Below are 23,914 nucleotides of genomic sequence, written 5' to 3'. Positions count from 1 at the left end.
TAGCGTCTAACAGGTGTCGATGCCTCTGTCAGTTTGCTGTCAAGCGTCGCTCATGACCGAGAAGCCACCTCTTCACGTCCAGCCCCCAGCGGTAGCCACCGAGCGTGCCGTCGGTGCGAAGAACCCGGTGGCAGGGCACGAAGAGGGCTGCCGCGTTCCGGGCGCAGGCGGCCGCGGCGGCCCGCACCGCCGGTGGTCGACCGGCCAGCGCGGCGTACCCGGTGTAGGTGACCGGGGTGCCCGGCGGCACCTCGCGCAGCACCTGCCAGGCATGTGCCATGAATTCGCCACCGGTGCGTTGACGGACCGGCACCGCGTCGATGGCGGCGAGGTCACCGTCCAGGTAGGAGTGGACCGCCGCGCTGACCGGGCCGAGGTCGGCCCTCGCCCGCAGCGGTGCCCGCAGGGTCGGGTGGACCAGGGGCAGCAGCGCCGCCGGGTCCGGGGTGAAGCCGGCCGCCAGTACGTCACCGTCGGGACCGGCGAGGATGCTCAACGGGCCGGCCGGTGTGCTCAGTACGGTGCTGTCGATGTTCATGCCGCTCTCCAGAGTCTGATCGTGGCGTAGGACCGCCAGGGACGCCAACGCTCGGCGTACCTGTCGAGGGTCGGTGGGGTGTCGGGTAGGCCGAGCGCGGCGGCGCCGCGCCGGACCGCGAGGTCGGAGCTGAGGAGGACGTCCGGGTCGCCGAAGGCGCGCATGGCCAGGTAGTTGGCGGTCCACGGGCCGATGCCGGGCAGTGCGAGCAGCCGCCGAACGGCCTCCTCCCGATCCACCCCCGGCGCGAGGTCGACGGACCCGTCAACGACCGCCCGAGCCAACCCCCGCAAAGCCTCCCGCCGCCCCACCGGCATCCCAAACCCCGAATCCGGCACCGACAAAAGGTCCTCCGCGCTCAAGAACCCGCGCAGCTCACTCCGTTGATCATGAGGTTGACCTGGAGTTTGATCTTCATCGGCCTCGTCAACCTCATGATCAACCCGGTGGGCGAGGAGGCGGGTGAGTGTTGTTCTCGCGGAGGTGACCGAGACCTGTTGGCCGATGATGGCGCGGACGGCCTGCTCGAAACCGTCGACGGCGCGGGGAACGCGGATGCCGGGTTCGGCGGTGACCACCGGGGCCAGCGCCGGGTCGGCGGCGAGCGTCGCGTCGATGGCCGCCGGGTCCGCGTCCAGGTCGAGCAACCGGCGGCAGCGGGCCACCGCCGGCGCCAGGTCGCGCAGGTCGGCGAGCCGCAACGTCGCCGCCACGTGCCCGTCCGCCGGGGTCAACGCCACCTGGCCGGTGCCGTGCGGCAACCGCAGACCCCTGTGGTACGTCCCGTCGCGGACCTCCTCCACACCGGGCAACGCCCGCACCGCCAGGAAGTCGAGCAGCGCCCGGGCGTGCAGCGGCGGGCGGTACGCCAGCCGGAGCGCGATGGTCCCCGCCCCGGCCGGCGACTGCTGGCGGCCACGGGCCGTGCGCAGGTCCGACGGGGCGCTCGCGTACACCTCGCGAAGCGTGTCGTTGAACTGCCGCACGCTGCCGAAGCCGGCGGCGAACGCGATCTCGGCCATCGCCAGCTCGGTCGTCTCGATCAGGATCCGGGCGGTCTGGGCGCGCTGGGCCCGGGCCAGCGCGAGGGGTCCGGCGCCCATCTCGGCGCTCAGCATCCGGTGCAGGTGCCGTTCGGTGTAGCCCAGCCGGGAGGCCAACCCCGGTACGCCGTCCCGGTCGACAACCCCGTCGGCGATCAACCGCATCGCCCGGCCGACCACGTCCGCCCGAACGTCCCAGAGCGGTGAGCCGGGCGCGGCGTCCGGCCGGCAGCGGCGGCAGGCGCGCAGCCCGGCGCCCTGCGCCGCGGCGGCGGACGGGAAGAACCGGACGTTCTGCCGCTTCGGCGTGATCGCCGGGCAGGACGGCCGGCAGTAGATCCCGGTGGACGTCACGCCGGTGTAGAACCAGCCGTCGAACCGCTGGTCACGGCTGTCCACGGCCCGGTAACACCGCTCGAAGTCCATCTCCATGTCACCGATGATGCCCCGCTCGACCGGTCATCGGCTGGCGGGAATCGGACCTGGGTGTGCGCGCCGGGCGCGGGCCCGCCTCCGGTCAGCGGCGGCGTCGGTGCGGCTGACCGGACCGACCGGTCCGGGTGGCCTGCCCGCTCCGGTCGGCCTGGCCGGCGCGGTTCGACCGGTTGCCCTGGCTGGCGCGGTTGGCCTGGCCGGTCAGCAGGGCCGAACGGAACACACCGTCCGGGTCGTACCGCTTCCACAGCCGTCGGACCCGCGCCCCGGTCTCGCCCGGATAGATCCGGGCGAACGCGACCGGGTCCGGCCGGCTCTCGAAGTTGACGTACGCGCCGTCGGCGCGTGCCCCGGCGGCCCGCCAGGCGGCGTTCAACGCGGCGTCGGCCTGCGGCGGAAACACCGAGGCCACGATCAGCGTGTCCTGGTGGCGATGCGGGTACGCGGTCGCGTCGGAAGCGACGTCGTTGACCGCCCCACCCAACGAACGGAGCTGGATCACCGCCCGTCCGGGCCCGGTCACCGCTCGGGTCACGGCCCGCGCCCCGGCGTCGTCCAGTGCGGTGAACAGACCATTGGTGGTCGTGCCACGCTGCTGCCCGACGTTGGGGTTGAGGTGCGCGGTCGGCACCAGCGTCGGGTAGGGCAGCAGGTCGGTCCGGTGTTCGAGCACCTTGCCGATGGCGAGCAGCGGTTCCACCGCCGGCCGGGCCCGGCGCAGGCTCTCGGCGGCGACCACGGCGGTGATGGACATGAGAACCGATCGACCCTCCGCGAACACCACGCCGGCCGCGGACAACTCCCGTGGCGCCTGGGCGAGGTAGCTCGTCCACTCCCGGACGGTGCGACCGTCCGGATGCGCCTCGACGACCAACTGCGCGACACCGACGTTGCGTTGCTCGGCCGCCTCGATCTCGAAGGCCACCACGATGCCCGCGCCGGCCCCGGCCCCGCGGACCAGCCAGAACAGCTCCGGCTCGTGTTCGGCGTCCGCGCGTACCAGCGTCCCGTCCGCCAGCACCACCTCGACGGCGCGGACCCGGTCGATGGTGAGGCCGTGGGCGCGGACCAACCAGCCGACGCCACCGCCGGTGGCCAGGCCGCCGACGCCGACGCCGCCGTAGTCACCCGAGCTGATCACCAGGCCGTACGGTGCCAGCGCCTTCGCCACGTTCGCCCAGCGTGCGCCGGCCTCGACCCGGACCAACCCGGCCCGCTCGTCGATCACCTGAACCCGGTTGAGCATGGAGAGGTCGATGACCACCCCACCGTTGTTGGACGAGGCTCCGGACAGGCCGTGCCCGCCGCTGCGGACCGCGATGGGCAGCCGCTGTTCCCGCGCGTAGCGGAGCGCGTCGACCACCTGCGCGGTGGTCTTCGGCAGCAGAACCGCGGCCGGTGACGCCGACCTGGTGTACGTCGAGCGCAGTTGCGCGTACCGGCGGTCGCCAGGTGTGACGATCTGCCCCCGCAGGGAGTCGGGCACCCGGGCCATGGCGGTGCTCATCGTTGCCCCCGCAGCTCGCACCTCGGGTGTCCGGAGTCGGTCATGGCCCAAGAATGAGCGGGCACGCCGGCCTCGACAAATTTGGTAGACCGGCGCCCGCTGTCCGCTGCGACGCGCGGCGCTCGCCGGTACGGGGAGCGCCGCGCGAAGGTGACCGGAATCTCCTGGGTTGACCGGTCAGGCCGGGGCGGAAGAACCACCGACCTGACCGGTTCTGCTCAACGCGACGGGCTCGGCGTGACAGTCGGCCGGCCCGGCACACCGGGCGGGCCCAGCGGAGTCGACCGGGTTGGTGAGACGGACGGGTCGCCCGGTGCGCCTGGCCTGCCGGGCTGGCCCGGCGGGCCCGGCGGGCTCGGCTTGACCGTCGGTTGGCCCGGTGCGCCGGGCGGGCCCGGTGTGATCGACGGGTTCGCTTCCGCGCCCCCGGGGCTCGGTACGACCGTCGGCACCGTGGTGGGGGCGGACGGGGTGGGCACGGGCGGGCTGGGCACGGCCGCCGGGCCGGCCGGGCTGGGCACGGCCGGGGGAGGCTCGTCCGAGCCGGTCGCGGCCAGGGCGAGCGGGGTGGCGATCAGGATCGCCGCCAGGGTGCTCACCGCCCCCACCGTCACCGTGGCGCGGCGTCGGTTGCGCACCCGTCGTTCCGCTCGGCTCAACTGGTCATGCACGATCGGTGCCTCCTCGGCCAGGTCGGTGAGGGTGGAGCGGATGAGGTGCTCGAAGGGTTCGGTCATCGCCGTACCTCCAGCCTGTCGACGTCCGGCAGCAGGTCGCGCAGTCGCTTCACCGCTCGATGGGTACGGCTGCGTACGGTCCCCACCGAGCAGCCCAGCAACTCGGCCACCCGGGCTTCGGGCAGGTCCTCGTAGTAGCGGAGGACCACCACCGCCCGCTGCGTCGGTGGCAGGTGACGCAGCGCGGCCCGCATCGCCAACCGCACGTCGGAGCCGCTGCTCGGGTCGCCGCCGACCGGTTCGTCCGCCGGGTTGAGCGGTGTCTCCCGCCACCGGCGAAGTCGCCGCCACCAGCTGATCTGCTCGCGGTACATCACCACCCGCAGATAGCCCTCGGGATCGGCGTGCCGAATGGTTCCCCACTTCGGGATCGTCCGCGCCAACGCCGACTGGAACAGGTCCTCGGCGGCGTTGCGGTCCCCGGTCAGCAGGTACGCGACCCGCATCAGCGCCGGAGTCCGGCTGCCGACGAACTCGGCCAGCCGCGCGCGCTCGTCCTCGTCCACCCACCACCCCGTTTCGTTGTCACAGATACAGACGTCCCAGGTCATCGTCGCTATCCACGCTCGGTGGGGTTTTTCGGCCCGAAAGTGTCGGTCGTGCCGGGTAGCGTCCGGCCACCAACTGAAGAAGGGGTGCGGCGAATGACGAGCGTGGCGGGTTGGGCGGCGGCGTCGACACCGGGTGCGTTCCCGCCGCTGCCCCGCGCGGTGGCGCAGTCCTTCTACCGCCGGATGCGGGCCGTCGCGCCGGCCGCCGTGGGCGCCATCGAACGGGACCGGGCGGGCGGCCCCGAGCAGAGTTTCCCCGACACGGCCTGCGGCCGGTTGGCCGGCTCCCTCGACGACGCGGGCCTGCGGGCGCTCGGGATGTGGACGCACCACTGGTGCATGCGTTTCTACGACGACGACACGAGGGTCGGCAGGCGGTTGATCCGCGAGATCGCCGCGCGGCCGGGGCTGGGCTGGACGGCCGACGAGGTGCGTTGGATGCTGCGCGAGTCGGTCTCGGCCGGCCCGGCCGCCGCCGACCGGTTCACCCTGCCCCGCGCCGCCGCCGCGCAACTGCCCCCGGCCGACCGCCCGGCCCTGGCTCACTGGCCCGAGGTCGAGGTGCCCCGCCAACGGCGGCCCGACCAGTCACGTTGATCGTGAGGCTGGCGGGGCCCGGCCGCCACCCGCGGGTGGCGGCCCGGCCCCGTACCGAGCGGGCGGGAGACCGGCTGCGGCAGGATGGACGCCGCACCGCCCCCGACGGAAGGACGCTCCGATGCCCGCCAGCGAACCGACCATCATCGCCACCAGCATGGGCTTCTTCCGGGGCGGCCGCGGGCCCTACGACCTGCGTCCCAGCCCGGTCTTCGAGCTGGCGGCCGAGCTGGCTGAGGCCGGCCCGCAGCCGCGGGTCTGCTACCTCGGGCAGGCCGTCGGCGACCAGCCCACCTCGTTGGCCGCCGTCTACAGCGCGTTCACCGACACCCGGTTCCGGCTGTCACACCTCGCCCTGTTCCCGATGCCGAACGTCGAGGATGTCCGCGCCCACCTGCTCGCCCAGGACGTGATCTGGGTCGACGGTGGCAGCGTGGCCAACCTGGTCGCGGTGTGGCGGGTGCACGGGCTCGACGAGATCCTGCACGAGTGCTGGCAGGCCGGCGTGGTGCTGGCCGGCGTCTCCGCCGGCTCGATCTGCTGGCATGTCGGCGGCGCCACCGACAGCTTCGGCCTCCGGCTGCGCGGCTTCACCGAGGCTCTGGCCTGGCTGCCCTACGGCAACGGGGTGCACTACGACAGCGAGGGCCAGCGCCGCCCGCTCATGCACGAGCTGGTCGGTGACGGCACGCTCCCCACCAGCCACTGCACCGACGACGGTGTCGGCCTGGTCTACCGGGGCACCCGGCTGGTCGAGGCAATCGCGGACCGCGAGGGAGTCTCGGCGTACGAGGTCAGCCGCGGCGCGGACGGCAGCGTCCGGGAGGCGGTCATCGCCCCCCGCCGGCTCGGCTGAGCGTCACGCCTCCTCGATCGGCTGTCGACGGCGCAGCACCGCGTCGAAGACCTGAGCCAGCTCGGCGGCGTCCTCCCCGGCGTGGTGCGTGTGTGGCATGTCGTGCAGGCCCAGCTCGTGCTTGATCGTGCCCTGGCGGGTCTGGGCCCACTCGCTGCCGGTCAACCCCATCCAGTAGCTGCGGAGATCAACACCGGAGCCGGTCGCACCGAACGGGCTGTGCCCGACGAAGCGGACGAAGTACCAGTGCACGAACATGCCGTCCCAGACGGCCGGGGCGGCGAGGAAGACCGGACGGCCGACCCGGCGCAGCCCGTTGACCCAGGCCGCCGCGGCGGACATCGCCTCCTGCGCGGTGGGCGCCTCCCGCAGCAGCCGGTCCCGGTCCAGGCCGGAGACGGCCAGCGCCGCCGGGACGAACTCGTCGGAGATGGGACGCAGCTCGGTGTAGAAGGTCAGGTCCGGGCGGCCGGCCACGGCCATGCCCAGCGAGATCATGCTGTACGGCCCGGGGATCGGCCCGTCCGCCTCCACATCGACGGCGATGTACAGCTCAGGCAACATCGAGGTCATCACACCTCCAGCAGCGGAACATCGAACCGGGAGATTAGCAACGCCCGACGGGCCCCGGCGGGACCGACGATCGACCACCGGCACGGCGCCGAATCGGAGCCGCCTGGACCGGCCCGGCCGGGACCGGCGTAAGCTGGCCCGTCGTGAGTCTCACCATCGGCATCGTCGGCCTGCCCAACGTCGGCAAGAGCACGCTTTTCAACGCGTTGACCAAGAACGACGTGCTGGCGGCGAACTACCCGTTCGCCACCATCGAGCCCAACGTCGGCGTGGTCGGGCTGCCCGACGAGCGGCTGGGCAAGCTGGCCGAGATCTTCTCCTCGCAGAAGGTGCTGCCGGCGCCGGTGTCGTTCGTCGACATCGCCGGCCTGGTCCGTGGCGCGTCGAAGGGGCAGGGCCGGGGCAACGCCTTCCTGGCCAACATCCGGGACGCCTCGGCGATCTGCCAGGTCGTCCGGGCCTTCTCCGACCCGAACGTGGTGCACGTCGACGGCAAGGTCTCCCCGGCCGACGACATCGAGACGATCAACACCGAGCTGATCCTCGCCGACCTGCAGACCCTGGACAAGGCGCTGCCCCGGTTGGAGAAGGAGGCCAAGCTCCGCAAGGACCGGGCCGCCGCGGTCGCCGCCGCGAAGGCCGCGATCGAGGTGCTCGACGGTGGCACCACCCTCTACTCCGGGGCCGCCGCCGCCAAGATCGAGCTGGAGCACCTGCGCGAGCTGCACCTGCTCACCACCAAGCCCTTCCTCTACGTCTTCAACGTCGACGAGGCCGAGCTGGCCAACGAGACGTTCCTCGACGAGCTGCGCGCCCTGGTCGCCCCCGCCGAGGCCATCTTCATGGACGCCAAGATCGAATCCGAGCTGGTGGACCTGCCCGAGGAGGAGGCCCGCGAGCTGCTGGAGTCGATCGGGCAGAACGAGCCCGGCCTCAACCAGCTCGTCCGGGTCGGCTTCCGCACCCTCGGCCTCCAGACGTACCTCACGGCCGGCCCCAAGGAAGCGCGCGCCTGGACCGTCTCGGTCGGCGCCACTGCGCCGGAGGCCGCAGGCGTCATCCACAGCGACTTCCAGCGCGGCTTCATCAAGGCCGAGGTGGTCTCGTACCACGACCTGGTCGAGCACGGTTCGATGGCGGCGGCCAAGGCGGCGGGCAAGGTCCGCATCGAGGGCAAGGAGTACGTCATGCAGGACGGCGACGTGGTGGAGTTCCGCTTCAACGTGTAGTCGATCTCCTCCTGCACTGGTCAGAGCGCCTTGGTTGTGCCAGCGGTCCGCGAGGAGTCCGCGAGAGCCTCCAGAATCAGCGAATCGGCGGCCTTCCGAGTGCGATCCTCGGCGGTCGGCCAGAGGTGCGCGTACGTCTTCAGGGTCACCGTTGCGCTGCGGTGTCCCAGCGCCCGCTGGACGGTCACTACGTCGCAGCCCTGGGCGATCAGACCCGAGGCGTAGAAGTGGCGCAGGTCGTGCAACGTCGTGCTCTCGACGCCGGCCGCCCGGCACGTCTTGCGCCACCAGTAGCCGATCGTGTTCTGGTGCATCGGGTCGTCACCCTCGCCGAGGAACAGCCACCGCGGACTCTTCTCCGCTATCGAGGTGGCGTGCACCGACAGTTCCTTCACCAGGGCGTCAGCCAGGTAGACCGCCCGCTCGCTGCCGTACTTCGGCGGCGTGATGATGACCGTGCCGCCCGGGCCGCGCTGGACCTGGCGGGTGACCTGGAGCGTGCGGCGGAGAAAGTCGATGTCGCCGAGCTGGCCGCCGGCGGCCTCGCCCAGGCGCAGCCCGGCGAACGCCGCGAGTGAGATGAACGTCCGGAACCACGGGGGCGCCGCACCTAGCAGCGCCCCCACCTGAGCCGGGGTCGGGATCTCCATGGCCATGGCCGCGCGGCGGGCACGCGGCAGGGTCACACCCTCGCTCGGGTCCCTGACGATGACGAGGTCACGGACTGCCGCCCGGAGCACTGATCGGACGTTGTTGAACCGGGTCTTGATCGTGCTCGCCGCCAGGCCGCGCGTCTGCAACGTCTTGATCCACGTCTCGATGTGCGACCGGCGTAGCGCCTTCATCGGCACGTCACCGAACGTCGTGCACCGAGCGGCCAGCCGCATCGCCTTGTCCGTGCCGGCCGCCCACAACTGCCGCTCGGACCACTCTCCGAAGTAGCGGGTGAAGGTGATCAACCCCGCGCGCGGATCAACGTACTGACCGGTGACCGACGCCGCCGTCACCTCGTCCAGCCAGCGCTGGGCGTCGACCCGCCGGTCAAAGTGGCGAGCGTGCTCCTTGCCGGACTCGTCGCGGTACCGCGCCCGGTACTTCCCGTTGGGCCGCTTCTTGATGCTCGCCATCAGGCCTCATCGTCGCCGGGCGTGAACTGGTCGGCGGTGAGGTTGTGGTCGACGGCGTACTGCTCAACCGCCACCTCCAGCACCGTGATCCGCTGCCGCAGCGCAGTCAGTCGATCCTCAGCCTTGCCGACCTCCTCGTCCGCCATCCTGAGGACGTCGCGCGCGCTCCGGGCCTGCTCCCTCGCCTCCGTCTGCTGCTGATACAGCCGCTGAAGCTGTTCCTTGGCCTGCTCGTACGCGTCATGCGTCAGCCGTACTCCGCTCCCGCCGTACTCGGTGAGGTCAAGATCGAGGATCCGCGCCAGCGCAGTCACTTCGTTGAGCCGAATCGCCCGTTCACCTCGCTCCAGACGTGCGATGGCCGTCTGGTGAAGTTCGATGCCGGCTGTGTCGCGCAACTTCCGTGCCAAAGCTTCCTGGCTCCAACCACGCTCCTCCCGGGCTCTTCGGACTTGCGCGCCGAACCTCTGCTCTGCGGATGAGGTGTCATTATGCGTCACCCGCATGACTCTAGATGTGATTGAAGCTTGACGGCAAGCGTTGGTCATGCTTGAGTTCATGAGCGAAACGCATCCCTCGCTTATGTGACCAGCGCATTAGGAGTAGCTGTGGAGAAGTACCTCACCACCGAGGAATTCGCCGAGGTCGCCCGGACGGCACCGAGCACCGTCCGCTACTGGCGTCACGTCGGCAAGGGCCCCAAGGGCGTCCGGCGAGGCCGCCGTGTGCTGTATCCCGAGAGCGTCGTCGCCGCATGGCTCGCCAAGGGCGACGAGGCCGTGGTGGCGGCCTGAGATGCCGCAGACGCGACAACGCCCCCGGACGGCGAATCCAGGGGCGTCGACAGAACAGGTCGGGCAGACCACGGCCAGCGTAGCAACGCCCGCCGACGTCGCACAGTGCCCGCGCGTCGGGTGCGTCCCCGACGACCGGTGCCCCGAGCACCGCGACGCGCAGCCCGAGCGGTTCGGCGACCTCGCCGCCGCGTTCCTCGTCCAGCTGGCCCGGCCGCGGCTACGCCTGATCAAGGGCGGTCGCCGGTGGTGAACCTGGCGTACGACGCAGACCAGGTGCACGCGTTGATCTTCGCCGCGTACGTCCGGGGCCGCTACGACGCCGACGTCAACGAGCTGCACGGCACCTGGGCGGAGCACCGCGAGCCCCGGGCCACCCGAGAGCAGCGCGTCCAGGCGCGCCTCGACGAAATGGACCGGGCCGCACGCGCACGCGCCGAACGGGAGGGCCGCCCCTACCGCATCTACCCGGGCGGACCCGTCGACTTCGAGACCGGTCGCCCGGTCCGCAGACTGGAGACCGCAGCGTGACCACCTTGACCGACGAACAGGCCGTCGACGAAGCGATCAGCCGAGGCTTCGTCGACCCGGTCGGGGAGGCGTTCCCCGTTCCCCACACAGGGGGTGAGGAACAGGGGAACGCCCTCTACCTCGACGTGGCCGCGCTGCTCGACGGTGGCATACCCGACCCGCCAGCGCCCGTGCTGCTGCACCGCGACGACGGGAACGCGATCTTCTACGCCGCGCAGGTCAACCTGATCTTCGGGGACCCGGAGAGCGGTAAGACGCTCGTCGCCCAGGCCGCCGCGTCCGAGGCGCTGATCGCCGGTCGGAAGGTGCTGTTCGTCGACATCGACCACAACGGCCCGCAGGCCACGATCTCGCGCTTCCTCGACATGGAGGTGCCGGAGAAGGTGCTCCGCGACCCGGAGCTGTTCCGTTACGTCGAGCCGGAGGACAAGGCGCACCTGATGGCCGTCGTGAAGGACGCCAAGAAGTGGCGCCCGGCCGTCGCGGTGGTTGACTCCGTCGGCGAGCTGCTCCCGCTGATGGGACTCAACAGCAACTCCCCGGACGACTTCACGCTGGCGCACACGGCGGTGCTCAAGCCGATGGCGATGGTCGGTACTGCCGTGCTGGCCATCGACCACCTGCCGAAGAACACGGAGAGCCGGGCCAGCGGGCCGACCGGCACCGCCGCAAAGCGCCGCGCCATCGGCGGGGTGTCCATCCGGGTCACCATCAACGAGCAGTTCACGCCCGGCCGTGGCGGGTCGGCGTTCCTGAGCATCAACAAGGACCGGCACGGCGGTCTGCGCCGGCATTGCCCAGCAGAGGGCAAAGAGCCGAGCGTCGGCCAGTTCAAGCTGGACAGCAGCACCGACCGGATCCGCTGGACGGTCACCACGCCGCAGCTCGGCGAGGCCGCCGCAGCCGTGGGCGTCAACGTCGCCGACCTGGCCGAGCTGGACCGGCTCGACCCGCCGCCGAAGAGCGTCAACGACGTCAAGGACCGACTGAGCTGGGGCACCACCAGGGCGATGGACACCCTTCGCGAGTGGCGTTCCCGGCGTTCCCGCGCCGTTCCCGAGGAACGAGGAACAGGCGGTGCTGATGCCGTTCCCACGTTCCCGCCCCTAGGTGTGGGGAACGGGGAACGCCCCGAAGGGAGCGCGAAGGGAGCGAAGGGAGCACCCCCTGACGCGGTGCTCCCTTCGGAGCCCGACAGCCCACACGGCTGGTGGGTCGCCAGCAACCGACCCGAACACCCCAACTGCCTCGCCTGCCGAGCCATGCGCCCGGAGACCGCGTGACCCGCACCAAGCCCCGTACGCGTCGCGGCACCAGTCGCGGCCGGGGCCCATCCGAACAGGAGAGCCGTGCTCACCCCCCTCCGCTACGACTTCCCCCGCCGGATGCGCGGACTGGCCAGCGCCGAACGGGAGATCACCCGCCTCGGACGGTCCATCGCCACCGCACGGGAACGCCGGGAGAAACACACCCTGACCTACCTCGAACGGCGACTCCAGCGAGCCGAACGGGCCTACCGCCGGCTGCAACTCCGAGAAGGGATCACCACGCCATGAGCGACACCACCGACGATGCAGAGACGCGCGACTGGGCCCGCCGGCTCTTCAGCGAGGACGAGCACGACAACTGGGCCGCCGCGCCCGCCGAACCGCCCCCGCCGCCGGATCCCATGAAGGGCAACCACGTGCCGCGTGAGGGCTCGACGCCCAGCTCGTCCGGAGGCGACTGGGAAGCCCGCCAGTGGGTCAACAACCTGTTCACCAACTCCGGCGTCCTCGGCTGACCGACCCGTAACCCCGACTCCAACCACAACCCGAAGGAGCACCCACGCAATGAGCGCCATCCTGAACGTCAACGCAGCACTGAGCCTCACCCGGCAGCACTTCCGCAACCTCGGGCTGACCCTGCCGGCCACCCTCACCGACACCCTGGCCGAGCTGGACGCGGCCCAAGGTCGCGCCGTGAAGCTCCGCCGGCCCGGCGCCCTCCGCAAAGCCGTCCTGGACGCCCTCATGGACGACAGGGACCCGGCCACGGACCCGGCCGTGCTCACCGCTCTGGCGAGCCAGCAGCTCACCGAGTCCAACGTCGCGAGCATCCTCGGAGACGAGATCGAGCAGCGACGGCGCGACGCCCTCGACGAGGCCGCACCCGCGATCCTCGCCGCACTGGTCCCCGTCGTCGAGGAAGCCGACAAGGTGATCGCCGCCGCCCGGGAGGTGATCGGCGGCGACCTCAACCTGAGCGACCCGAACGTCATGAGCCAGCTCCGGCCCGCGCAGATGACGCCCTGGGCGACCGCGCGGGAGGCCGCCGCCCGGGTCGAGCTGGTCGCGCAGTGCTGGTTCCTCACCGCGCAGAGCGCCAACCTGGTCAACATCGACCACAACAAGAAGGTGCTCATCCTCGCCGAGCTCACCGCGGCGCAGCTCGGGGAGCTGGGCTACCGACCCAAGCCCGACGAGGTGATCGCCGCCGGACACCGGCTCAGCCTGGCCACGCCTGAGGTGTTCATGCAGCGCTGCGACGCCGTCGACCACCAGGTGCGCGAGGCCGTAGTGATGCGCGAGCAGGTGCAACGCAACGCGCACAAGCCGATGCCCGTGCAGCCCACGGCACCCGCCGCAGCGTGACCCAGGGGGCGGCCACCGCCATGGGGGGCCGCCCTTGCACTACCCGGCCTAGCGCTCTCACACACGTAGAGCTGTACGCCGAGGGAGATCCATTCCACCTGGCCGCACGGAGGTCCCCCGATGACCCTTCCCCAACGCCGCGACTCGGCCGCACGCAAGCGGTACCGGCGCACGTTCATGCAGCACAGGCCGCCCTGTCACATCTGCGGGGAGCCGATCGACTGGGAAGCCGACCACCTCGACCCGCGCAGTTTGGTCGTCGACCACATCGTGCCGGTCAGTCGTGGCGGAACCCATGACCGAAGCAACGTCGCAGCTGCGCACCGGGCCTGCAACCTGGCCAAGGGCAACGGTGAGGGTGACGGCGCGAAACTGCGCCGGTCGGGCAGTCTCCAACGCCGGCGGTAGGGGTGGGGGAAGTCCCCGCCGGGGGCACCCCCACCCGCACTACCCGGCCTAGCGAACGCCTCCCTCTGACGTTTTTCCCAAACGGGGGCCCGTACGCCGCAGACGCACGAAACAGCCCGCCAGGGGCGATCCTGGCGGGCTGTTTCGTCGTGCTGGGCTACTTGGTGCCGGCCCACTCGGTGAGGTCGGTGCGGGCGTACAGGTCGGCGTTGCCTCGGTTGCCTCGCGGCTCGGGCACCTTCCCGACGCGTCGCTGCATCCTCTTCTTGGCTGCCTCGTACGACCAGGGCAGCACCCCGGCGTCGATCGCGTCCCGCAAGGTCATCATGTCCCCGTCCCCGGGGACATCGCTGCTCAGGGGCTTATCAAGGTCTGCCGGGGACGTGGCGAGGGCGCGTGCCTGTGCGGTTGTCAGGTAGGCCACCTGGACCTCTGTGGCTTGTCCACCGATGACGATCTGCCACCGGCCGAGCGTCCGTGATGCCCGCGGCATCGACGCCTCAGGTACGAGCATCTTCCAGTTGTTGGCCGTGTACCGGGCCAGGCACCGGATTCCGAAGTTCTCTCGGGCTTCCGGTCCGCCGATCGCCCTGGCGGTGAGCATCTGCGCGATGGCCAGCACGTTGACCTTCGCCGAGCGACCCATGAAGAGCAGGTCGGCAAGGGCGGCGATGGCCGGCGACCGTTTCGGCTCGCCCTTTTCCCGAACCTCGATCCAGTAGTTCGCCAACTGCCCGATCGTGGCGTTGAGCTCCTCGCAGATGACGAGGTCCCGGGGGCCCGGGTCCCAGTCCTCTTCTTCGTGCATGGCGAGGGTGTTGCGCTCGTCCGCCAGGGCCGCCTTACGCAGGATCGCGTCGTGCATCTGGTCGGGTCGGGCGCAGTAGTCGACGCCGGCCTGGCCGAGTGCCCACCGGTGCGAGCCCTTGCGGTCGAGGATGGTCACCCGGCCACCCCGGGCGAGCACCTGAACGGCGATCAGTTGAGCCAGCACCGACTTACCGGCGCCAGAGCCGGCGCTGACCGCGATGTGCGGCGAGTCTTCCCGCAGCGAGATCACGACCGGGACGTCCCCGGAGCCCTGCCCGATGTAGAACTCCCAGTCGGGCAGCTTCGGGAAGTGCGCGGCGACCTGGTCGTGCCCGACCTTCGCCGGGGGCCGCTTCCGTACCGTCCACCGTGCGCGGACCTTCGGCCCGATCTGGTGCCACGACTCGACGAGGTCAGAGACCGGGATCTTGCTGCCGATGATGGACGACACGAGCTGCCTCTGTTCCTTCGTCAGGTACGGGGAGTCGATCAGCACCTCGATACGCGGGCCCACCTCCTCACCGGGGCGGCGGAACACCTCCAGGCGCGACGTGACCGGCTGGGCCTTGCGCTGGGCCGCCCAGGCTGCCCGCTGGACGTGCTCGGGCAGCCACCGCAGGATCGGTTCGATCCGCTCGCCGTAGAACAGCCTGAGGGCTTCCTCGGCCGGTGAGAGCGGCTTCGCCAGGCGTGGGGTGAGGTTCCCGAGTGACGGGTCGACGTGCAGCTGCACGCCGGTCTGCAACCCGAGCGGTGGGATGATCGCGGCGAGGGTCGGCGCGATGTACTCCCGGTGAAACCGGCGCTGCACGAGACGCTGCCGCCCCCGCCACGCGGCCGCCAGGCCGAGCAGGGACGCACCGGTCAGGGTCTGCTCGGGCAGGGCAACGGCCACCCCGGCGGCGGTGGGCATCCCGAGCCGGAACGCCTGCCGCTGCCACCCGGCGAGCCGGCCGGCGCCGCGGTGGCGGTACGGGTAGCCGTCGCGGCCGGACAGCGGCCGGCCAGCGAGGTAGCGGTAGGTCAGGCGCAGAGCGAGCCGCCGACGCCGCAGCCGGCGGACCAGACGTTCGATGTCATCTGCCATGCTGATCTTTCCTCCTTCGTGGGGGATGCGGTGCCCGGCCGGGCTGGCAGGCTTGATGGCCGGGCACCGCGCTAGTGGGGTCAGTAGCCGTGGCGCTTGAGTGCCTCGTAGGCGGCGGTCTGGTCGGCCGGCGCAGCCGCACGAAGTGCCCGCTCGAACTTCACCTTGGCTGCGTCGAACTCCGGGCTGTCGATGTCGCGGTCGGCGGCGTCGGTCTCGGCCATGCCGAGCTTGAGCAGGTTCCTCACCGCATCCCGGTTGATCGGGGTGGCTGGCTTCGGCTTACTGCTGAACAGGCCCATCACTTGCCGTCCTTCCGGTTGGTGGGGCGGGGGTAGAAGTAGGCGAGCAGGCACGTCACCGCGGCGCTGACGCACGCCACCCGGGACAGCCCGTCGACCACCACGGCCAGGCCGACGAGCAGGATCGCCATGGCCAGGAACAGACGCGGTCCGCGCGGCATCAGCTCTGCCCTGCCTTCCGCTGCTGGGCGGCCGACGCCTTGCGGTGCTCGACCGCCTCGGTGCTGAACATCGGCGGCGCGACCTTCTGCGCCCGACGGGACAGGTCGGCGTACTGCTGGTCCGTGATCGTGTTCGGCACGGTGGCCCCGCTCATCGCTGGCCGGCCCTGTTCGCCGTGGCGATCCGGCCGCCCAGCTCGACCAGGCAGATGGAGGCGACGACCACCAGGCCGTCGACCGACAGCGGCAGCAGGTACTGCGACCCGTTCGTCTCCCCGTACCGGGAGGCGACCGCGGCCATGTGCCAGTAGCTGACCCAGGCGGCGATACCGGCGATCAGCGCGGTTGCCGCCCACCGGCCCACGGCCAGCCGCCGGGAGTGCACCGGCACCCGTGAGATCAGTTCGATGGTCAGCAGCAGCGCCAGCGGGGACCACGCGGAGATGACCTGCGAGATCAGCTCGTCACGGGCGTGCAGCACGTTCCCGGCGATGCTGGCCGCGACGCCCAGGGCGAGCACCAGGCGCACGCCCCACCGGATGCGGACCAGCGATGCGCGCTCGGCTGCGTCGGCCGGGGCGATGGGCGGCGTACCCGGGTGTCCGTCCGCCGGGACCTGCGGCGACGCCTTGGCCGACTTCTGCCGGCGGAACCACCGACGGCGCGGCTGGTCCGGGTGTCCGTCCGTGCGGACCTGTGCCGCTGCGACCGCCTCCCGCATCTCTTCGTCGGTGATGGCCGGCTTGGGTCCGATCGGCTCGGCGTAGTCCCACGGGTCAACGGGTGCCGACTCGCTGGGCCGGTCGAGCAGCCGGGCGCGCAGCTCGTCAGCCTTCGGGACGCCGATCTTGAACTCTCGCATCAGCCGGTTACGCGACGGGACCTCGCCGAGCTGGTCGGTGAGGGCGAGAGCGCCCGGGTACAGGTCCTCGACGGTGCGCGGGTGCGCGCTGGCGGGGGCGGTCATCGGGTGCCTCCAAGGGCGATGGTGGTCAGGGCTTCGGTGAGGCGCATCAGCGCCCGGTACTGGCGGGCCGCGGTCCGGTGCGCGGCGGTGTACTCGTTGCTGCCGACCTCGGCGTAGGCGATGGCCATGCAGGCCATCCCGTACCGGCCGGCCATCTGGTTGACGGCGGTCTGCAACCGGAGGACCCGCAACGCCTGGTCGGCGGTCATCGGGTCTTCTCCTTTGCGCAGGTCTGGACGTGCTCCGTCATGGCCTTCTTGAGCGCCTCGGTCGACGTGCCGTCGGGGATGACCAGCAGCCCGCACGCCTTGCATGTCCAGAGGGTCATCGGACGAACTCCCCGTCGAGCAGGCGCCGCACGGCGGCACGGCGGGCGGCCTCGGCGGTGGCCACCTCGAGCTGCCCCTTGGCGGCGTGCGCCTGGCCGTACTGCTCGCCGTGGCGCTCGACGAGCGCGCGGGCGATGAGGAACACGACGGCGGGGACGGCGGTCCCGCCACCCACGATCAGCAACAGCAGCTCGTACTCGTTCACGCGTCGGCCCTCGCCTTCTCGATGAGGTCGGCGACGGTGTTGACCAGCAAACCGGCCCGCACCATCGAGAACGTGATCACCTCGCGGGGCTCGACCGCCGGCCCCGGCGTCACCTCGGGCGCCCACAGGGACAGGTGCACGGTCGCGTCGCCGATGCCGGCCGGCTTGACGAGCTGGGCGGTGGTCCGCTCGTCGACGTAGAAGTACCGGGAGCCGTGCGACCCCTTGTCGTCGGCGGTCACGGTGCACTGCGTCGGGTGGCACCACCTCGGGTGCACGATGGGCCGGCGCATCAGGCGCTGGCCTGGCGGGCGGTACGCGCGGCGTCGAGCAGCGCCTGCCCGATCCGCTCGGCCTGCTCCGGCGTCATGTTTCCCGCCGCCCACGTGTCGCGGTCCCTGTCGCAGGTCACCGAGAGGTAGATCGACGTCGGGTCGATCCCGCCGGGCAGCTCCGGGGACTCGAACGCGTCGAGCTGCACCACGACCGTCAGGGTTTCCCGGAGGTGGGTGCCGTCCTCGATGCCGATGGCCGTCGCGGTCGACGAGTGCAACCGCTCCTCGTCCTCGTCGGCGTGGCTCGTCTTCGTGCACCACGGTGGGCACAGGGCCGGGTTGCCGCCGGCACCGGGCGCCGGGCGCAGGCCGACACCGCGCTCCCAGCCGGTCTCCCGGGCGATGTCGTCGATGACCAGGTCCGTGGCCTCGTCCTCGGTCACGCCGAGCTGTGCGGCCATCTGACCGGGGGTGGCGTCAGCCTCGAACAGGGCACGAGCGCGGGCCGCCACGGCGAGATGGTCGGCGAGGGGCTCGGACCACCAGGCGGCCTCTTCGGCCTCCCGGTGGTCGGTCGGCACCGCGGCGCGCCCGGCGTACGACGGGTTCACGGGGAAGCGGATGTCCGCCGGCCGCTGCACGGCGGTCAGGTTGGTGGTGTCAGCGTCGTCGAGCCGGGACGCCGGGGGGACGGATGCGGATGCAAGAATCTTCACCGGGTCGCCTCCTGGGGCGATCAAGGGCCGGGATCACAGGTGCTCCAACACCTGCCCGGCCCGCTTTGGTTTTGTGGGGTGCTCCCTAGGGAGCGGAACTCCTTGCGTTGGCTGTAGCTGAGCCTATGCGATTAAAGCATAACTGGCAATGCTTGCCGGGCATCGGTCCGCAGAAAGTCCGCCGGATATCCGCAAACCACCAACGCGAGCCAACATGACCAACGCCAGTAAACGCAGGCCAGAGGGGGTCTCGGGGGGAAGCCGCAGGTAGCGGAGTTGCGGCCAGACGTTCCGCTTCAACGTCTGACTCAGGTCCGACGTCTGTTGCCTAGGCTGGTCACATGGTGCAGGCACGGAGGCCCCGGTGAACGCCTCAGCCGACGACGACAGGGCCCGCTACATCAGTGATCGCCAGTGGCTCGACCATGCGCTCCACGAGCTGCCGGCCGGTGTGCTGTGGGGTGCCGATGGCGCGACACCTGCCCAGTGCGCCGAGATGCTGGACGGCTTGGACGAGTTCGCACGTCTCTGTGCTCGCCTTGGGCTCGATGACCACACGGAGTTTGTCGAGGCCTGCCGGTGGCACTTCGATCACTACCCGCACTTTCTCGGCCGTCGTCGCCATTTTGCGGACTATGCGACGTACATCCGTGACCGCCGCGGACCGTTGCGGGTCTCCCCACCCGCAGCTCCGGGCTGGCTACGGCGTCAATGACAGGCGCGCCTGTCATTGAGTCGCGGCGGTCAGCTGGGCCCACCCTCACCTGTGGTTGTCGAACCGCAGGAGCACCCACTGGCCGGATTCCATCGTGGCGCGTAGCAGCGGAGTGGTCATTGTTCCTTCCGGACCGACGAGTCAGGTTGGCCCACCAGTCCAGCCAACAGCGGACCTCGATGCAGTTCCGTGCCGTCACCCGTCTGTCGCGAGATCAGTCCAGGTTCGGCCGTCGCCGACTCGGCTTGCGTTTGCTTCCGGACCTGGCGTTCACGAACTGTCGCTGACGCTGGTCTTGTTGCTGCCGCTGCCAGTCGCGTCGCCGGCGGTCGCGTCGTCGCTGGTAGCCGCGGGCGATCACAGCTAGGGCCATCCACACGGACAGAACCAGGCCTGCCGCTCCGACCACCCCTTGCAGCCGGCCCCGATGCCCGCTGAGTTCGCCGAAATCGGTGACGAAATCCTCGGGGTCGTTGGGGTTCACCCAGATCCGCACCGCACTGCCGGCCGCCAGGCAGACCTCCCAACAGCCAACCTCGGCCTGACGCTGGGCCCCGGCGACCTCATAGCGCAGGTGCATCGTGTTGCTGTTCCGCTGCTTGTGCACGACTTCATCGATGACTGCCTGGGCTGGCACGCCCTCGACCCGTAGTCGACTCTCCCAAGCGTCGTTGTCCTGAAAGGTCTTGAACGGCAGCCACAGCATGACCATCCCGACCGCGAGGCCGAGCACGTAGACGGGGTAGCGGGCACGCCACCAGCTCCGCAAGATCTGCACGATGGCCATGGTCGCAGTCAATGTCCACAAGCGGCGGTAGGTTGACCGCATGACGGATCAGCAGCTCCGGTCGTCGTTTGGCGCGGCGGCGACCGCGTACGCCGAGCACCGCCCGGACTACGCGCAGGCCGCGGTGCGGTGGGCGCTGGAGCCGGCCCCCGGTCTACGCGTGCTCGACCTGGGTGCCGGCACCGGCAAGCTGTCCGCGACGCTGGCCGCGGTGGGCGCGGACGTCGTGGCGGTCGAACCCGACCCGGCGATGCTCGCCGAGCTACGCCGCGCGGTGCCGGCCGTCCGTGCCCTGCCGGGTAGCGCCGAGGCCATTCCGTTGCCGGACGGGTCCGTCGACGCCGTGCTCGCCGGCAACGCCCTGCACTGGTTCGACATGGCCGTCGCGGGGGCGGAAATCGCCAGGGTCCTCGCACCCGGCGGTGTCCTGGCCGGGTTGTGGAACATCATGGACGATCGGATCGACTGGGTTGCCGGGCTCGGACGGGTCAGCGGGAGTGCCGCCATCGGCCCGCGCGACACCCTGAGCAGCTGGCGCACGGCTACGGCGGGCATGCTCGTTCCGGGCACCGGCCTGATCGGGCGGTTCGGGTCTGCGGAGCAGGTCGAGTTCCCGCACGGGCAGCGCCGTACCGCTGACTCTCTCGTCGCGACGCTCGCGACGCGGGCCGGGATGCTGGTCATGCCGGAAGCGGAGCGAGCGGCCACGCTCGACCGGATCCGCGCATTCCTCGGGAGCCGACCCGAAACGGCGCACGGCGAGTTCACGCTGCCGATGCTGACCGGCGTGCTGCGCGCCCGCCGGCGCTGACGTCAGCGACCCGGTGAACCGACATCGGGGCGTGGCGTCGAACGCTGTGCTGGCAGGCGCCGACGTGGCGCTGGTGGGCCTGTTCTCGGCGAAGGACAAGGAGTTCGCCAGCAAACTCAATCTCCTGGCCCGCTTGGTGGAAGCCCACGGCGGCCAGGTCGTGAGCCGGCACGTGCAGCGGCGGGGTGTCTCTTCCGGCGGCGCGGACAAGATGGGCGACCCGTTCTCGCGGCGGACGTTGCTCAGCCCCGGTAGGGCCCGCGAAGTCGCCGACGCCTGCCGGCAGCGCGGGGTCGGCGTCGTGGTCTTCGCGAACCCCCTGACCGACCATCAGCGGGCCGTCCTCAAGGACATGTTCGGCTGTCTCGTCCTGAGCGCCGAGGACCTCCGATAGGTCAGGGACGGACGGCCTTCTCGCCATGGACAGTCGCGTACTCTGCAGCGAGCCAGGGCCCGAGGTCGTCGATGAGTTCGCGGAGCGCACCCGGAACCGTCGAGGGCGTGCGGCCGATAACGGCAGCTCTCCGCATCTGCCCGGCGCGTTCCGGATAGTGGAGCCCGAACGCCTCGGCCGACTCGGTGAGGTCGCTCGTCCAGCCTCCCCACCGAGGCATGACCAGCGTGAAACCTGTTCTGACGATGCGACGAGCGACGAGCCGGCTGAGGGCCTTACGTTGCTGGTCGGTGTGTGCTGCGGCTGCCTGGCGGCGCCATCCCGGAAGCGCAAGCGACAGGTCGCCGTTCGTCTCGCGGGCGAGCAGGGGAGTGGGCCGGTAGCGGGGAAGGTGGTCGGCGAGGTCGTCGCCCAGCAGGGGAGTGCACAGGCAGGCGACGAAGAAGCCGAGGTCGTGCCGCTCAAGCTCGCTGAGCAGCGTACGTGCACTGAACAGCAGAACGCCCACGCCGTCGATCTGCGTGAAGGACTCGTCGAGAGCCTGCTCGATCCTCGTGGCGGCCGTCCGGTCGGCCTCGGTTGGTTCGGTGTGCAGGGCGACGAGCAGGTCGAGATCGGAGAGCCCGGGGGTGGCGGTGCCACGCGGGATGCTGCCGTAGATGTAGGCGCTGTGCAGCCGACCATCGTCGAACGAATCGGCTATTCGAGCGCGTGCCGCCTCGACAACACCGGCGAACGCGGCCGGGACCCGACTCAGCGCACCCTCGCGCGCAATCCAGCCCTCGGCGTCCAGTCCTCTTCCGGTCATGGGGACACTCTGCCGGAGCCGGCGACGACAATCACCCACCGCCCGGGCGACCTCGGAGTGGAGGGGCAGCACCCCTCCTAACGCGCGTCGAGCGGTACGGAGATGGCGTCGCGGATCATGGTTATGGCTTGGTCGACGTGTCGTGCCGTGGCCTGGGAGTCGTCCTGCTCGGACTCGTGCACGAAGGCCGTGACGCCACGTCGGCTGCCGCAGTAGTCCACGATTCCGTGCTCGATCTGCGTCCGTAGCGCGTGCCCGTACCCGTGTCGCTCGTAGAGGCCGGCGTCGTCACCGGCAATGGGGAGCAGGTGGGTGGTGAGGCGGTGCAGCCGCGGTTGGATGCCGGTGGCCGGGGCGTAGTCGAAGGCCCAGCCGTTGATGAACACCCGGTCGATCCACCCCTTGAGCAGTGCCGGCATCGACCACCAGTAGACCGGGAAGACCAGCACGAGGTCATCGGCTCGATCGATGCGCTGCTGCTCGCGGAGGACGTCAGGCGGCGGCCCGCCGCGCTGCTGGTACGCCAGGCGGTCGGCCGGGGCGTACCTCGGGTCGAAGCCCTCCTTCGCCAGGTCGGCGATTTCGACGGACCCTGGGCGCAGCGCGGCCTCAAGTCGCTGAGCAACGTGATGCGTCAGCGACTGAGGCTCGGGGTTCACGGCTACCAACAAGGTGTGCATGGGTGCAACGGTCCTACTGTTCGGCCCAGGCGCCCAACTCGTTGCCGCTCGGGTCGGTGAAGTGGAACCGCCGGCCACCGGGGAACTCGTACGGCCCGTTCACCACCTGGCCGCCGGCCTGCTTCACGGCCTGCACGGACCGGTCCAGGTCGGTGGAGTAGAGCAGCACGAGCGGCCCGCCCGCTCGGACTTCCCTGTCCAGACGGAGACCGCCGACCTCGGGCGCGGCGTCGCCGTGTGGGCTGCGGATGCCGGCGTACTCCGGCCCGTAGTCGTTGAACTGCCAGCCGAACGCGTCGGCGTAGAACCGCTTGGCCACGGCGAGGTCGGTCACCGTGAGCTCGACGTAGTCGATGGCGTGGTGTCGGTGCGGCGATGGCTCAGACATGCGCCGATCGTGCACCCCAGGTACGACGAAACCACGACGTGCAACGAAAGGTTGCGCGATGGGCGTGGGCTGTCGTAGGTTGAGTGCAACCAAAGGTTGCGAGAGGTTGTGAGCATGGAACAGGGAACGATCGAACGCGACATCCACGTCAACGCGTCCCCCGAGGTCGTCTTCGAGGTGGTCAGCCAGCCCGAGCACATGCGGGAGTGGTGGCCCGACGACGCGCGGTTCGAGTCGGTCGCCGGTGCACCGGGCGAGCTGGTCTGGCGGGACACCGACACCGGCGAGACGAAGACCGTCGCGCTCGCCGTCGTCGAGGTCGACCCGCCGAAGCGGTTCTCCTTCCGGTGGTGTTTTACCGAGCCGGACCGGAGTGGGCAGGCGCTGTTCGTCACCTTCGACCTGGTGCCCAGCGGCGCCGGGACGCTGATCCGGATGACCGAGACCGGGTTCCGCGAGCTGGGTTGGGAGGTCGCTGTCCTGGAAGAGCAGTACCGCGACCACGAGAACGGTTGGGACCACTACATGCCCCGGCTCGGCGGGTACGTCGCGCGGCTGGTCGCGACCCCGTGAGCGCGGCGGTCGACGACGAGTTGTGGTCGGCGATCGGCGACCCGATTCGGCGTACGATGATCGACCTTCTTCTCTCTGACGGGCCGGGCACGGCCACATCGTTGAGCAGGCGGCTACCCGTCACCCGTCAGGCCGTCTCGAAGCACCTGGCGGTCCTCGACCGGGTTGGGCTGATCCACGCCGAACCGGCCGGTCGCGAGCGTCACTACCAGGTGGACGAGGCGCAACTCGCCCGGGCGGTCGCCCAGTTGTCGGCGGTCGGCTCCACCTGGGACGCCCGCCTCCGCCGGATCAAGCACATCGCCGAGACGATCGAACGCCACCGCACCGACAACCAGGGAGGCTGA

Annotated in this window: 38 protein-coding genes; 15 read left to right on the top strand and 23 right to left on the bottom strand. The window is 70.7% G+C overall.

Going from position 1 to position 23,914, the window contains the following annotated elements; translation table 11 throughout:
• Positions 1-28 precede the first annotated feature (28 nt).
• The 5 genes from ACQRWP_RS23900 to ACQRWP_RS23880 all read right to left on the bottom strand — a co-directional run bounded on the left by ACQRWP_RS23900 (position 29) and on the right by ACQRWP_RS23880 (position 4,766).
• A complete protein-coding gene (locus ACQRWP_RS23900; protein WP_430497890.1) occupies positions 29-538 on the bottom strand; it encodes a methylated-DNA--[protein]-cysteine S-methyltransferase in 510 nt (169 codons plus the stop codon).
• Positions 535-2,013, bottom strand: coding sequence for a DNA-3-methyladenine glycosylase 2 family protein (locus ACQRWP_RS23895; RefSeq protein WP_430497888.1), 1,479 nt, complete (start codon positions 2,011-2,013; stop codon positions 535-537). Before ACQRWP_RS23895 ends, ACQRWP_RS23900 begins: the two co-directional genes overlap by 4 nt.
• 85 nt (positions 2,014-2,098) lie before the next feature.
• Positions 2,099-3,523 (bottom strand): FAD-binding oxidoreductase, encoded by a 1,425-nt coding sequence (locus ACQRWP_RS23890; RefSeq protein ID WP_430497886.1) that lies wholly within the window; start codon positions 3,521-3,523, stop codon positions 2,099-2,101.
• 218 nt (positions 3,524-3,741) lie between these two features.
• A complete protein-coding gene (locus ACQRWP_RS23885) occupies positions 3,742-4,260 on the bottom strand; it encodes a hypothetical protein (protein ID WP_430497884.1) in 519 nt (172 codons plus the stop codon).
• Positions 4,257-4,766, bottom strand: coding sequence for a SigE family RNA polymerase sigma factor (locus ACQRWP_RS23880; protein ID WP_430497882.1), 510 nt, complete (start codon positions 4,764-4,766; stop codon positions 4,257-4,259). The genes ACQRWP_RS23885 and ACQRWP_RS23880 overlap by 4 nt, the downstream gene beginning before the upstream one ends.
• Before the next feature lie 138 nt (positions 4,767-4,904).
• Here ACQRWP_RS23880 and ACQRWP_RS23875 point away from each other — a divergent pair, with 138 nt between their 5' ends.
• Entirely contained in the window at positions 4,905-5,408 is a 504-nt protein-coding gene (locus ACQRWP_RS23875; RefSeq protein WP_430497880.1) for a hypothetical protein, read from the top strand.
• Between the two features lie 121 nt (positions 5,409-5,529).
• On the top strand, positions 5,530-6,264 hold the full coding sequence (locus ACQRWP_RS23870; RefSeq protein WP_430497878.1) for a Type 1 glutamine amidotransferase-like domain-containing protein: 735 nt from the start codon (positions 5,530-5,532) through the stop codon (positions 6,262-6,264).
• A gap of 3 nt (positions 6,265-6,267) precedes the next feature.
• Here the strand turns inward: ACQRWP_RS23870 and ACQRWP_RS23865 are convergent, their stop codons facing one another.
• The gene (locus ACQRWP_RS23865; RefSeq protein WP_430497876.1) at positions 6,268-6,837 is read right to left on the bottom strand and encodes an exonuclease; all 570 of its coding nucleotides are present in this window, start codon (positions 6,835-6,837) and stop codon (positions 6,268-6,270) included.
• A 143-nt stretch (positions 6,838-6,980) separates the two neighbouring features.
• Between ACQRWP_RS23865 and ychF the strand changes: the two genes are divergently transcribed.
• The gene (gene ychF / locus ACQRWP_RS23860) at positions 6,981-8,066 is read left to right on the top strand and encodes a redox-regulated ATPase YchF (protein WP_430497874.1); all 1,086 of its coding nucleotides are present in this window, start codon (positions 6,981-6,983) and stop codon (positions 8,064-8,066) included.
• Between the two features lie 20 nt (positions 8,067-8,086).
• Here ychF and ACQRWP_RS23855 read toward each other — a convergent pair whose 3' ends face one another.
• Entirely contained in the window at positions 8,087-9,193 is a 1,107-nt protein-coding gene (locus ACQRWP_RS23855; RefSeq protein WP_430497872.1) for a tyrosine-type recombinase/integrase, read from the bottom strand.
• Positions 9,193-9,693: a helix-turn-helix domain-containing protein gene (locus tag ACQRWP_RS23850; protein ID WP_430497870.1), complete on the bottom strand. Its 501-nt coding sequence runs from the start codon at positions 9,691-9,693 to the stop codon at positions 9,193-9,195. The genes ACQRWP_RS23855 and ACQRWP_RS23850 overlap by 1 nt, the downstream gene beginning before the upstream one ends.
• 108 nt (positions 9,694-9,801) lie before the next feature.
• Here ACQRWP_RS23850 and ACQRWP_RS23845 point away from each other — a divergent pair, with 108 nt between their 5' ends.
• The 8 genes from ACQRWP_RS23845 (at position 9,802) to ACQRWP_RS23810 (ending at position 13,559) form a co-directional block, all read left to right on the top strand.
• Complete coding sequence (locus tag ACQRWP_RS23845; protein WP_430497868.1) at positions 9,802-9,987, top strand: helix-turn-helix transcriptional regulator; 186 nt, start codon at positions 9,802-9,804, stop codon at positions 9,985-9,987.
• Position 9,988: 1 nt separating this feature from the next.
• Complete coding sequence (locus ACQRWP_RS23840; protein ID WP_430497866.1) at positions 9,989-10,240, top strand: hypothetical protein; 252 nt, start codon at positions 9,989-9,991, stop codon at positions 10,238-10,240.
• Complete coding sequence (locus tag ACQRWP_RS23835; RefSeq protein ID WP_430497864.1) at positions 10,234-10,518, top strand: hypothetical protein; 285 nt, start codon at positions 10,234-10,236, stop codon at positions 10,516-10,518. Before ACQRWP_RS23840 ends, ACQRWP_RS23835 begins: the two co-directional genes overlap by 7 nt.
• Positions 10,515-11,801 (top strand): hypothetical protein, encoded by a 1,287-nt coding sequence (locus ACQRWP_RS23830; protein WP_430497862.1) that lies wholly within the window; start codon positions 10,515-10,517, stop codon positions 11,799-11,801. The genes ACQRWP_RS23835 and ACQRWP_RS23830 overlap by 4 nt, the downstream gene beginning before the upstream one ends.
• A 66-nt stretch (positions 11,802-11,867) precedes the next feature.
• On the top strand, positions 11,868-12,074 hold the full coding sequence (locus tag ACQRWP_RS23825) for a hypothetical protein (protein WP_430497860.1): 207 nt from the start codon (positions 11,868-11,870) through the stop codon (positions 12,072-12,074).
• Positions 12,071-12,301 (top strand): hypothetical protein, encoded by a 231-nt coding sequence (locus tag ACQRWP_RS23820; protein ID WP_430497858.1) that lies wholly within the window; start codon positions 12,071-12,073, stop codon positions 12,299-12,301. Before ACQRWP_RS23825 ends, ACQRWP_RS23820 begins: the two co-directional genes overlap by 4 nt.
• A 49-nt stretch (positions 12,302-12,350) precedes the next feature.
• Complete coding sequence (locus tag ACQRWP_RS23815) at positions 12,351-13,151, top strand: hypothetical protein (RefSeq protein ID WP_430497856.1); 801 nt, start codon at positions 12,351-12,353, stop codon at positions 13,149-13,151.
• A gap of 120 nt (positions 13,152-13,271) precedes the next feature.
• A complete protein-coding gene (locus ACQRWP_RS23810) occupies positions 13,272-13,559 on the top strand; it encodes an HNH endonuclease (protein WP_430497854.1) in 288 nt (95 codons plus the stop codon).
• A gap of 157 nt (positions 13,560-13,716) precedes the next feature.
• Here the strand turns inward: ACQRWP_RS23810 and ACQRWP_RS23805 are convergent, their stop codons facing one another.
• The 12 genes from ACQRWP_RS23805 to ACQRWP_RS23750 form a co-directional block, all read right to left on the bottom strand.
• Positions 13,717-15,456 carry a helicase HerA domain-containing protein gene (locus ACQRWP_RS23805; protein ID WP_430497852.1) on the bottom strand — a complete coding sequence of 580 codons (1,740 nt, stop codon included), beginning with the start codon at positions 15,454-15,456 and terminating at the stop codon, positions 13,717-13,719.
• 80 nt (positions 15,457-15,536) lie between these two features.
• The gene (locus tag ACQRWP_RS23800; RefSeq protein WP_430497850.1) at positions 15,537-15,761 is read right to left on the bottom strand and encodes a hypothetical protein; all 225 of its coding nucleotides are present in this window, start codon (positions 15,759-15,761) and stop codon (positions 15,537-15,539) included.
• Positions 15,758-15,919 (bottom strand): hypothetical protein, encoded by a 162-nt coding sequence (locus ACQRWP_RS23795; RefSeq protein WP_430497848.1) that lies wholly within the window; start codon positions 15,917-15,919, stop codon positions 15,758-15,760. Before ACQRWP_RS23795 ends, ACQRWP_RS23800 begins: the two co-directional genes overlap by 4 nt.
• Positions 15,919-16,074 (bottom strand): hypothetical protein, encoded by a 156-nt coding sequence (locus ACQRWP_RS23790; RefSeq protein WP_430497846.1) that lies wholly within the window; start codon positions 16,072-16,074, stop codon positions 15,919-15,921. Before ACQRWP_RS23790 ends, ACQRWP_RS23795 begins: the two co-directional genes overlap by 1 nt.
• Complete coding sequence (locus tag ACQRWP_RS23785) at positions 16,071-16,886, bottom strand: DUF2637 domain-containing protein (protein ID WP_430497844.1); 816 nt, start codon at positions 16,884-16,886, stop codon at positions 16,071-16,073. The genes ACQRWP_RS23790 and ACQRWP_RS23785 overlap by 4 nt, the downstream gene beginning before the upstream one ends.
• Positions 16,883-17,095, bottom strand: a complete 213-nt coding sequence (locus ACQRWP_RS23780) for a hypothetical protein (RefSeq protein WP_430497843.1) — start codon at positions 17,093-17,095, stop codon at positions 16,883-16,885. Before ACQRWP_RS23780 ends, ACQRWP_RS23785 begins: the two co-directional genes overlap by 4 nt.
• Complete coding sequence (locus ACQRWP_RS23775; RefSeq protein WP_430497842.1) at positions 17,092-17,214, bottom strand: hypothetical protein; 123 nt, start codon at positions 17,212-17,214, stop codon at positions 17,092-17,094. Before ACQRWP_RS23775 ends, ACQRWP_RS23780 begins: the two co-directional genes overlap by 4 nt.
• Entirely contained in the window at positions 17,211-17,420 is a 210-nt protein-coding gene (locus ACQRWP_RS23770; protein WP_430497840.1) for a hypothetical protein, read from the bottom strand. The genes ACQRWP_RS23775 and ACQRWP_RS23770 overlap by 4 nt, the downstream gene beginning before the upstream one ends.
• On the bottom strand, positions 17,417-17,662 hold the full coding sequence (locus ACQRWP_RS23765; RefSeq protein ID WP_430497839.1) for a hypothetical protein: 246 nt from the start codon (positions 17,660-17,662) through the stop codon (positions 17,417-17,419). Before ACQRWP_RS23765 ends, ACQRWP_RS23770 begins: the two co-directional genes overlap by 4 nt.
• Positions 17,663-17,712: 50 nt before the next feature.
• Positions 17,713-18,411, bottom strand: a complete 699-nt coding sequence (locus ACQRWP_RS23760) for a DUF6907 domain-containing protein (protein ID WP_430497837.1) — start codon at positions 18,409-18,411, stop codon at positions 17,713-17,715.
• Positions 18,412-18,784: 373 nt separating this feature from the next.
• Positions 18,785-19,036 (bottom strand): hypothetical protein, encoded by a 252-nt coding sequence (locus tag ACQRWP_RS23755; protein ID WP_430497835.1) that lies wholly within the window; start codon positions 19,034-19,036, stop codon positions 18,785-18,787.
• Between the two features lie 304 nt (positions 19,037-19,340).
• The gene (locus tag ACQRWP_RS23750; protein ID WP_430497833.1) at positions 19,341-19,913 is read right to left on the bottom strand and encodes a DUF3592 domain-containing protein; all 573 of its coding nucleotides are present in this window, start codon (positions 19,911-19,913) and stop codon (positions 19,341-19,343) included.
• 40 nt (positions 19,914-19,953) lie between these two features.
• On the opposite strand from ACQRWP_RS23750, the gene ACQRWP_RS23745 reads away from it, so the two are divergent.
• Together ACQRWP_RS23745 and ACQRWP_RS23740 are read left to right on the top strand one after the other, a co-directional pair.
• Complete coding sequence (locus tag ACQRWP_RS23745) at positions 19,954-20,724, top strand: class I SAM-dependent methyltransferase (RefSeq protein WP_430497831.1); 771 nt, start codon at positions 19,954-19,956, stop codon at positions 20,722-20,724.
• A gap of 31 nt (positions 20,725-20,755) precedes the next feature.
• A complete protein-coding gene (locus tag ACQRWP_RS23740) occupies positions 20,756-21,118 on the top strand; it encodes a hypothetical protein (protein ID WP_430497830.1) in 363 nt (120 codons plus the stop codon).
• Position 21,119: 1 nt separating this feature from the next.
• On the opposite strand, the gene ACQRWP_RS23735 is transcribed toward ACQRWP_RS23740, so the two are convergent.
• Genes ACQRWP_RS23735 through ACQRWP_RS23725 form a run of 3 tightly spaced genes read right to left on the bottom strand, consistent with a single transcriptional unit; the run spans position 21,120 to position 22,994 of the window.
• The gene (locus tag ACQRWP_RS23735; RefSeq protein WP_430497828.1) at positions 21,120-21,998 is read right to left on the bottom strand and encodes a nucleotidyltransferase domain-containing protein; all 879 of its coding nucleotides are present in this window, start codon (positions 21,996-21,998) and stop codon (positions 21,120-21,122) included.
• A 5-nt stretch (positions 21,999-22,003) separates the two neighbouring features.
• Positions 22,004-22,606, bottom strand: coding sequence for an NAD(P)H-dependent oxidoreductase (locus ACQRWP_RS23730; RefSeq protein ID WP_430497826.1), 603 nt, complete (start codon positions 22,604-22,606; stop codon positions 22,004-22,006).
• Positions 22,607-22,619: 13 nt separating this feature from the next.
• A complete protein-coding gene (locus ACQRWP_RS23725; RefSeq protein ID WP_430497824.1) occupies positions 22,620-22,994 on the bottom strand; it encodes a VOC family protein in 375 nt (124 codons plus the stop codon).
• Between the two features lie 114 nt (positions 22,995-23,108).
• Between ACQRWP_RS23725 and ACQRWP_RS23720 the strand changes: the two genes are divergently transcribed.
• Positions 23,109-23,567, top strand: coding sequence for an SRPBCC domain-containing protein (locus ACQRWP_RS23720; protein WP_425696095.1), 459 nt, complete (start codon positions 23,109-23,111; stop codon positions 23,565-23,567).
• Positions 23,564-23,914, top strand: a complete 351-nt coding sequence (locus tag ACQRWP_RS23715; protein WP_430497822.1) for an ArsR/SmtB family transcription factor — start codon at positions 23,564-23,566, stop codon at positions 23,912-23,914. Before ACQRWP_RS23720 ends, ACQRWP_RS23715 begins: the two co-directional genes overlap by 4 nt.

This window comes from Micromonospora trifolii (assembly GCF_050516465.1).
Lineage (GTDB): Bacteria > Actinomycetota > Actinomycetes > Mycobacteriales > Micromonosporaceae > Micromonospora > Micromonospora trifolii.
Note: the sequence above shows the minus strand (reverse complement) of the source record. Positions and strands in the feature narration are given on the sequence as shown.

Bases quoted from the DNA above. Each gene is read 5' to 3' on its own strand.
- ACQRWP_RS23900 (WP_430497890.1), bottom strand. From the start codon at position 538: ATGAACATCGACAGCACCGTACTGAGCACACCGGCCGGCCCGTTGAGC.
- ACQRWP_RS23895 (WP_430497888.1), bottom strand. From the start codon at position 2,013: ATGGAGATGGACTTCGAGCGGTGTTACCGGGCCGTGGACAGCCGTGAC.
- ACQRWP_RS23890 (WP_430497886.1), bottom strand. From the start codon at position 3,523: ATGAGCACCGCCATGGCCCGGGTGCCCGACTCCCTGCGGGGGCAGATC.
- ACQRWP_RS23885 (WP_430497884.1), bottom strand. From the start codon at position 4,260: ATGACCGAACCCTTCGAGCACCTCATCCGCTCCACCCTCACCGACCTG.
- ACQRWP_RS23875 (WP_430497880.1), top strand. From the start codon at position 4,905: ATGACGAGCGTGGCGGGTTGGGCGGCGGCGTCGACACCGGGTGCGTTC.
- ACQRWP_RS23870 (WP_430497878.1), top strand. From the start codon at position 5,530: ATGCCCGCCAGCGAACCGACCATCATCGCCACCAGCATGGGCTTCTTC.
- ACQRWP_RS23865 (WP_430497876.1), bottom strand. From the start codon at position 6,837: ATGACCTCGATGTTGCCTGAGCTGTACATCGCCGTCGATGTGGAGGCG.
- ACQRWP_RS23855 (WP_430497872.1), bottom strand. From the start codon at position 9,193: ATGGCGAGCATCAAGAAGCGGCCCAACGGGAAGTACCGGGCGCGGTAC.
- ACQRWP_RS23840 (WP_430497866.1), top strand. From the start codon at position 9,989: ATGCCGCAGACGCGACAACGCCCCCGGACGGCGAATCCAGGGGCGTCG.
- ACQRWP_RS23820 (WP_430497858.1), top strand. From the start codon at position 12,071: ATGAGCGACACCACCGACGATGCAGAGACGCGCGACTGGGCCCGCCGG.
- ACQRWP_RS23815 (WP_430497856.1), top strand. From the start codon at position 12,351: ATGAGCGCCATCCTGAACGTCAACGCAGCACTGAGCCTCACCCGGCAG.
- ACQRWP_RS23810 (WP_430497854.1), top strand. From the start codon at position 13,272: ATGACCCTTCCCCAACGCCGCGACTCGGCCGCACGCAAGCGGTACCGG.
- ACQRWP_RS23805 (WP_430497852.1), bottom strand. From the start codon at position 15,456: ATGGCAGATGACATCGAACGTCTGGTCCGCCGGCTGCGGCGTCGGCGG.
- ACQRWP_RS23795 (WP_430497848.1), bottom strand. From the start codon at position 15,919: ATGCCGCGCGGACCGCGTCTGTTCCTGGCCATGGCGATCCTGCTCGTC.
- ACQRWP_RS23790 (WP_430497846.1), bottom strand. From the start codon at position 16,074: ATGAGCGGGGCCACCGTGCCGAACACGATCACGGACCAGCAGTACGCC.
- ACQRWP_RS23785 (WP_430497844.1), bottom strand. From the start codon at position 16,886: ATGACCGCCCCCGCCAGCGCGCACCCGCGCACCGTCGAGGACCTGTAC.
- ACQRWP_RS23780 (WP_430497843.1), bottom strand. From the start codon at position 17,095: ATGACCGCCGACCAGGCGTTGCGGGTCCTCCGGTTGCAGACCGCCGTC.
- ACQRWP_RS23775 (WP_430497842.1), bottom strand. From the start codon at position 17,214: ATGACCCTCTGGACATGCAAGGCGTGCGGGCTGCTGGTCATCCCCGAC.
- ACQRWP_RS23755 (WP_430497835.1), bottom strand. From the start codon at position 19,036: ATGGCGACGACGGCCGAGAAAGTGCGGGTAGTGATCGAAGTGCCACCG.
- ACQRWP_RS23750 (WP_430497833.1), bottom strand. From the start codon at position 19,913: ATGGCCATCGTGCAGATCTTGCGGAGCTGGTGGCGTGCCCGCTACCCC.
- ACQRWP_RS23745 (WP_430497831.1), top strand. From the start codon at position 19,954: ATGACGGATCAGCAGCTCCGGTCGTCGTTTGGCGCGGCGGCGACCGCG.
- ACQRWP_RS23730 (WP_430497826.1), bottom strand. From the start codon at position 22,606: ATGCACACCTTGTTGGTAGCCGTGAACCCCGAGCCTCAGTCGCTGACG.
- ACQRWP_RS23725 (WP_430497824.1), bottom strand. From the start codon at position 22,994: ATGTCTGAGCCATCGCCGCACCGACACCACGCCATCGACTACGTCGAG.
- ACQRWP_RS23720 (WP_425696095.1), top strand. From the start codon at position 23,109: ATGGAACAGGGAACGATCGAACGCGACATCCACGTCAACGCGTCCCCC.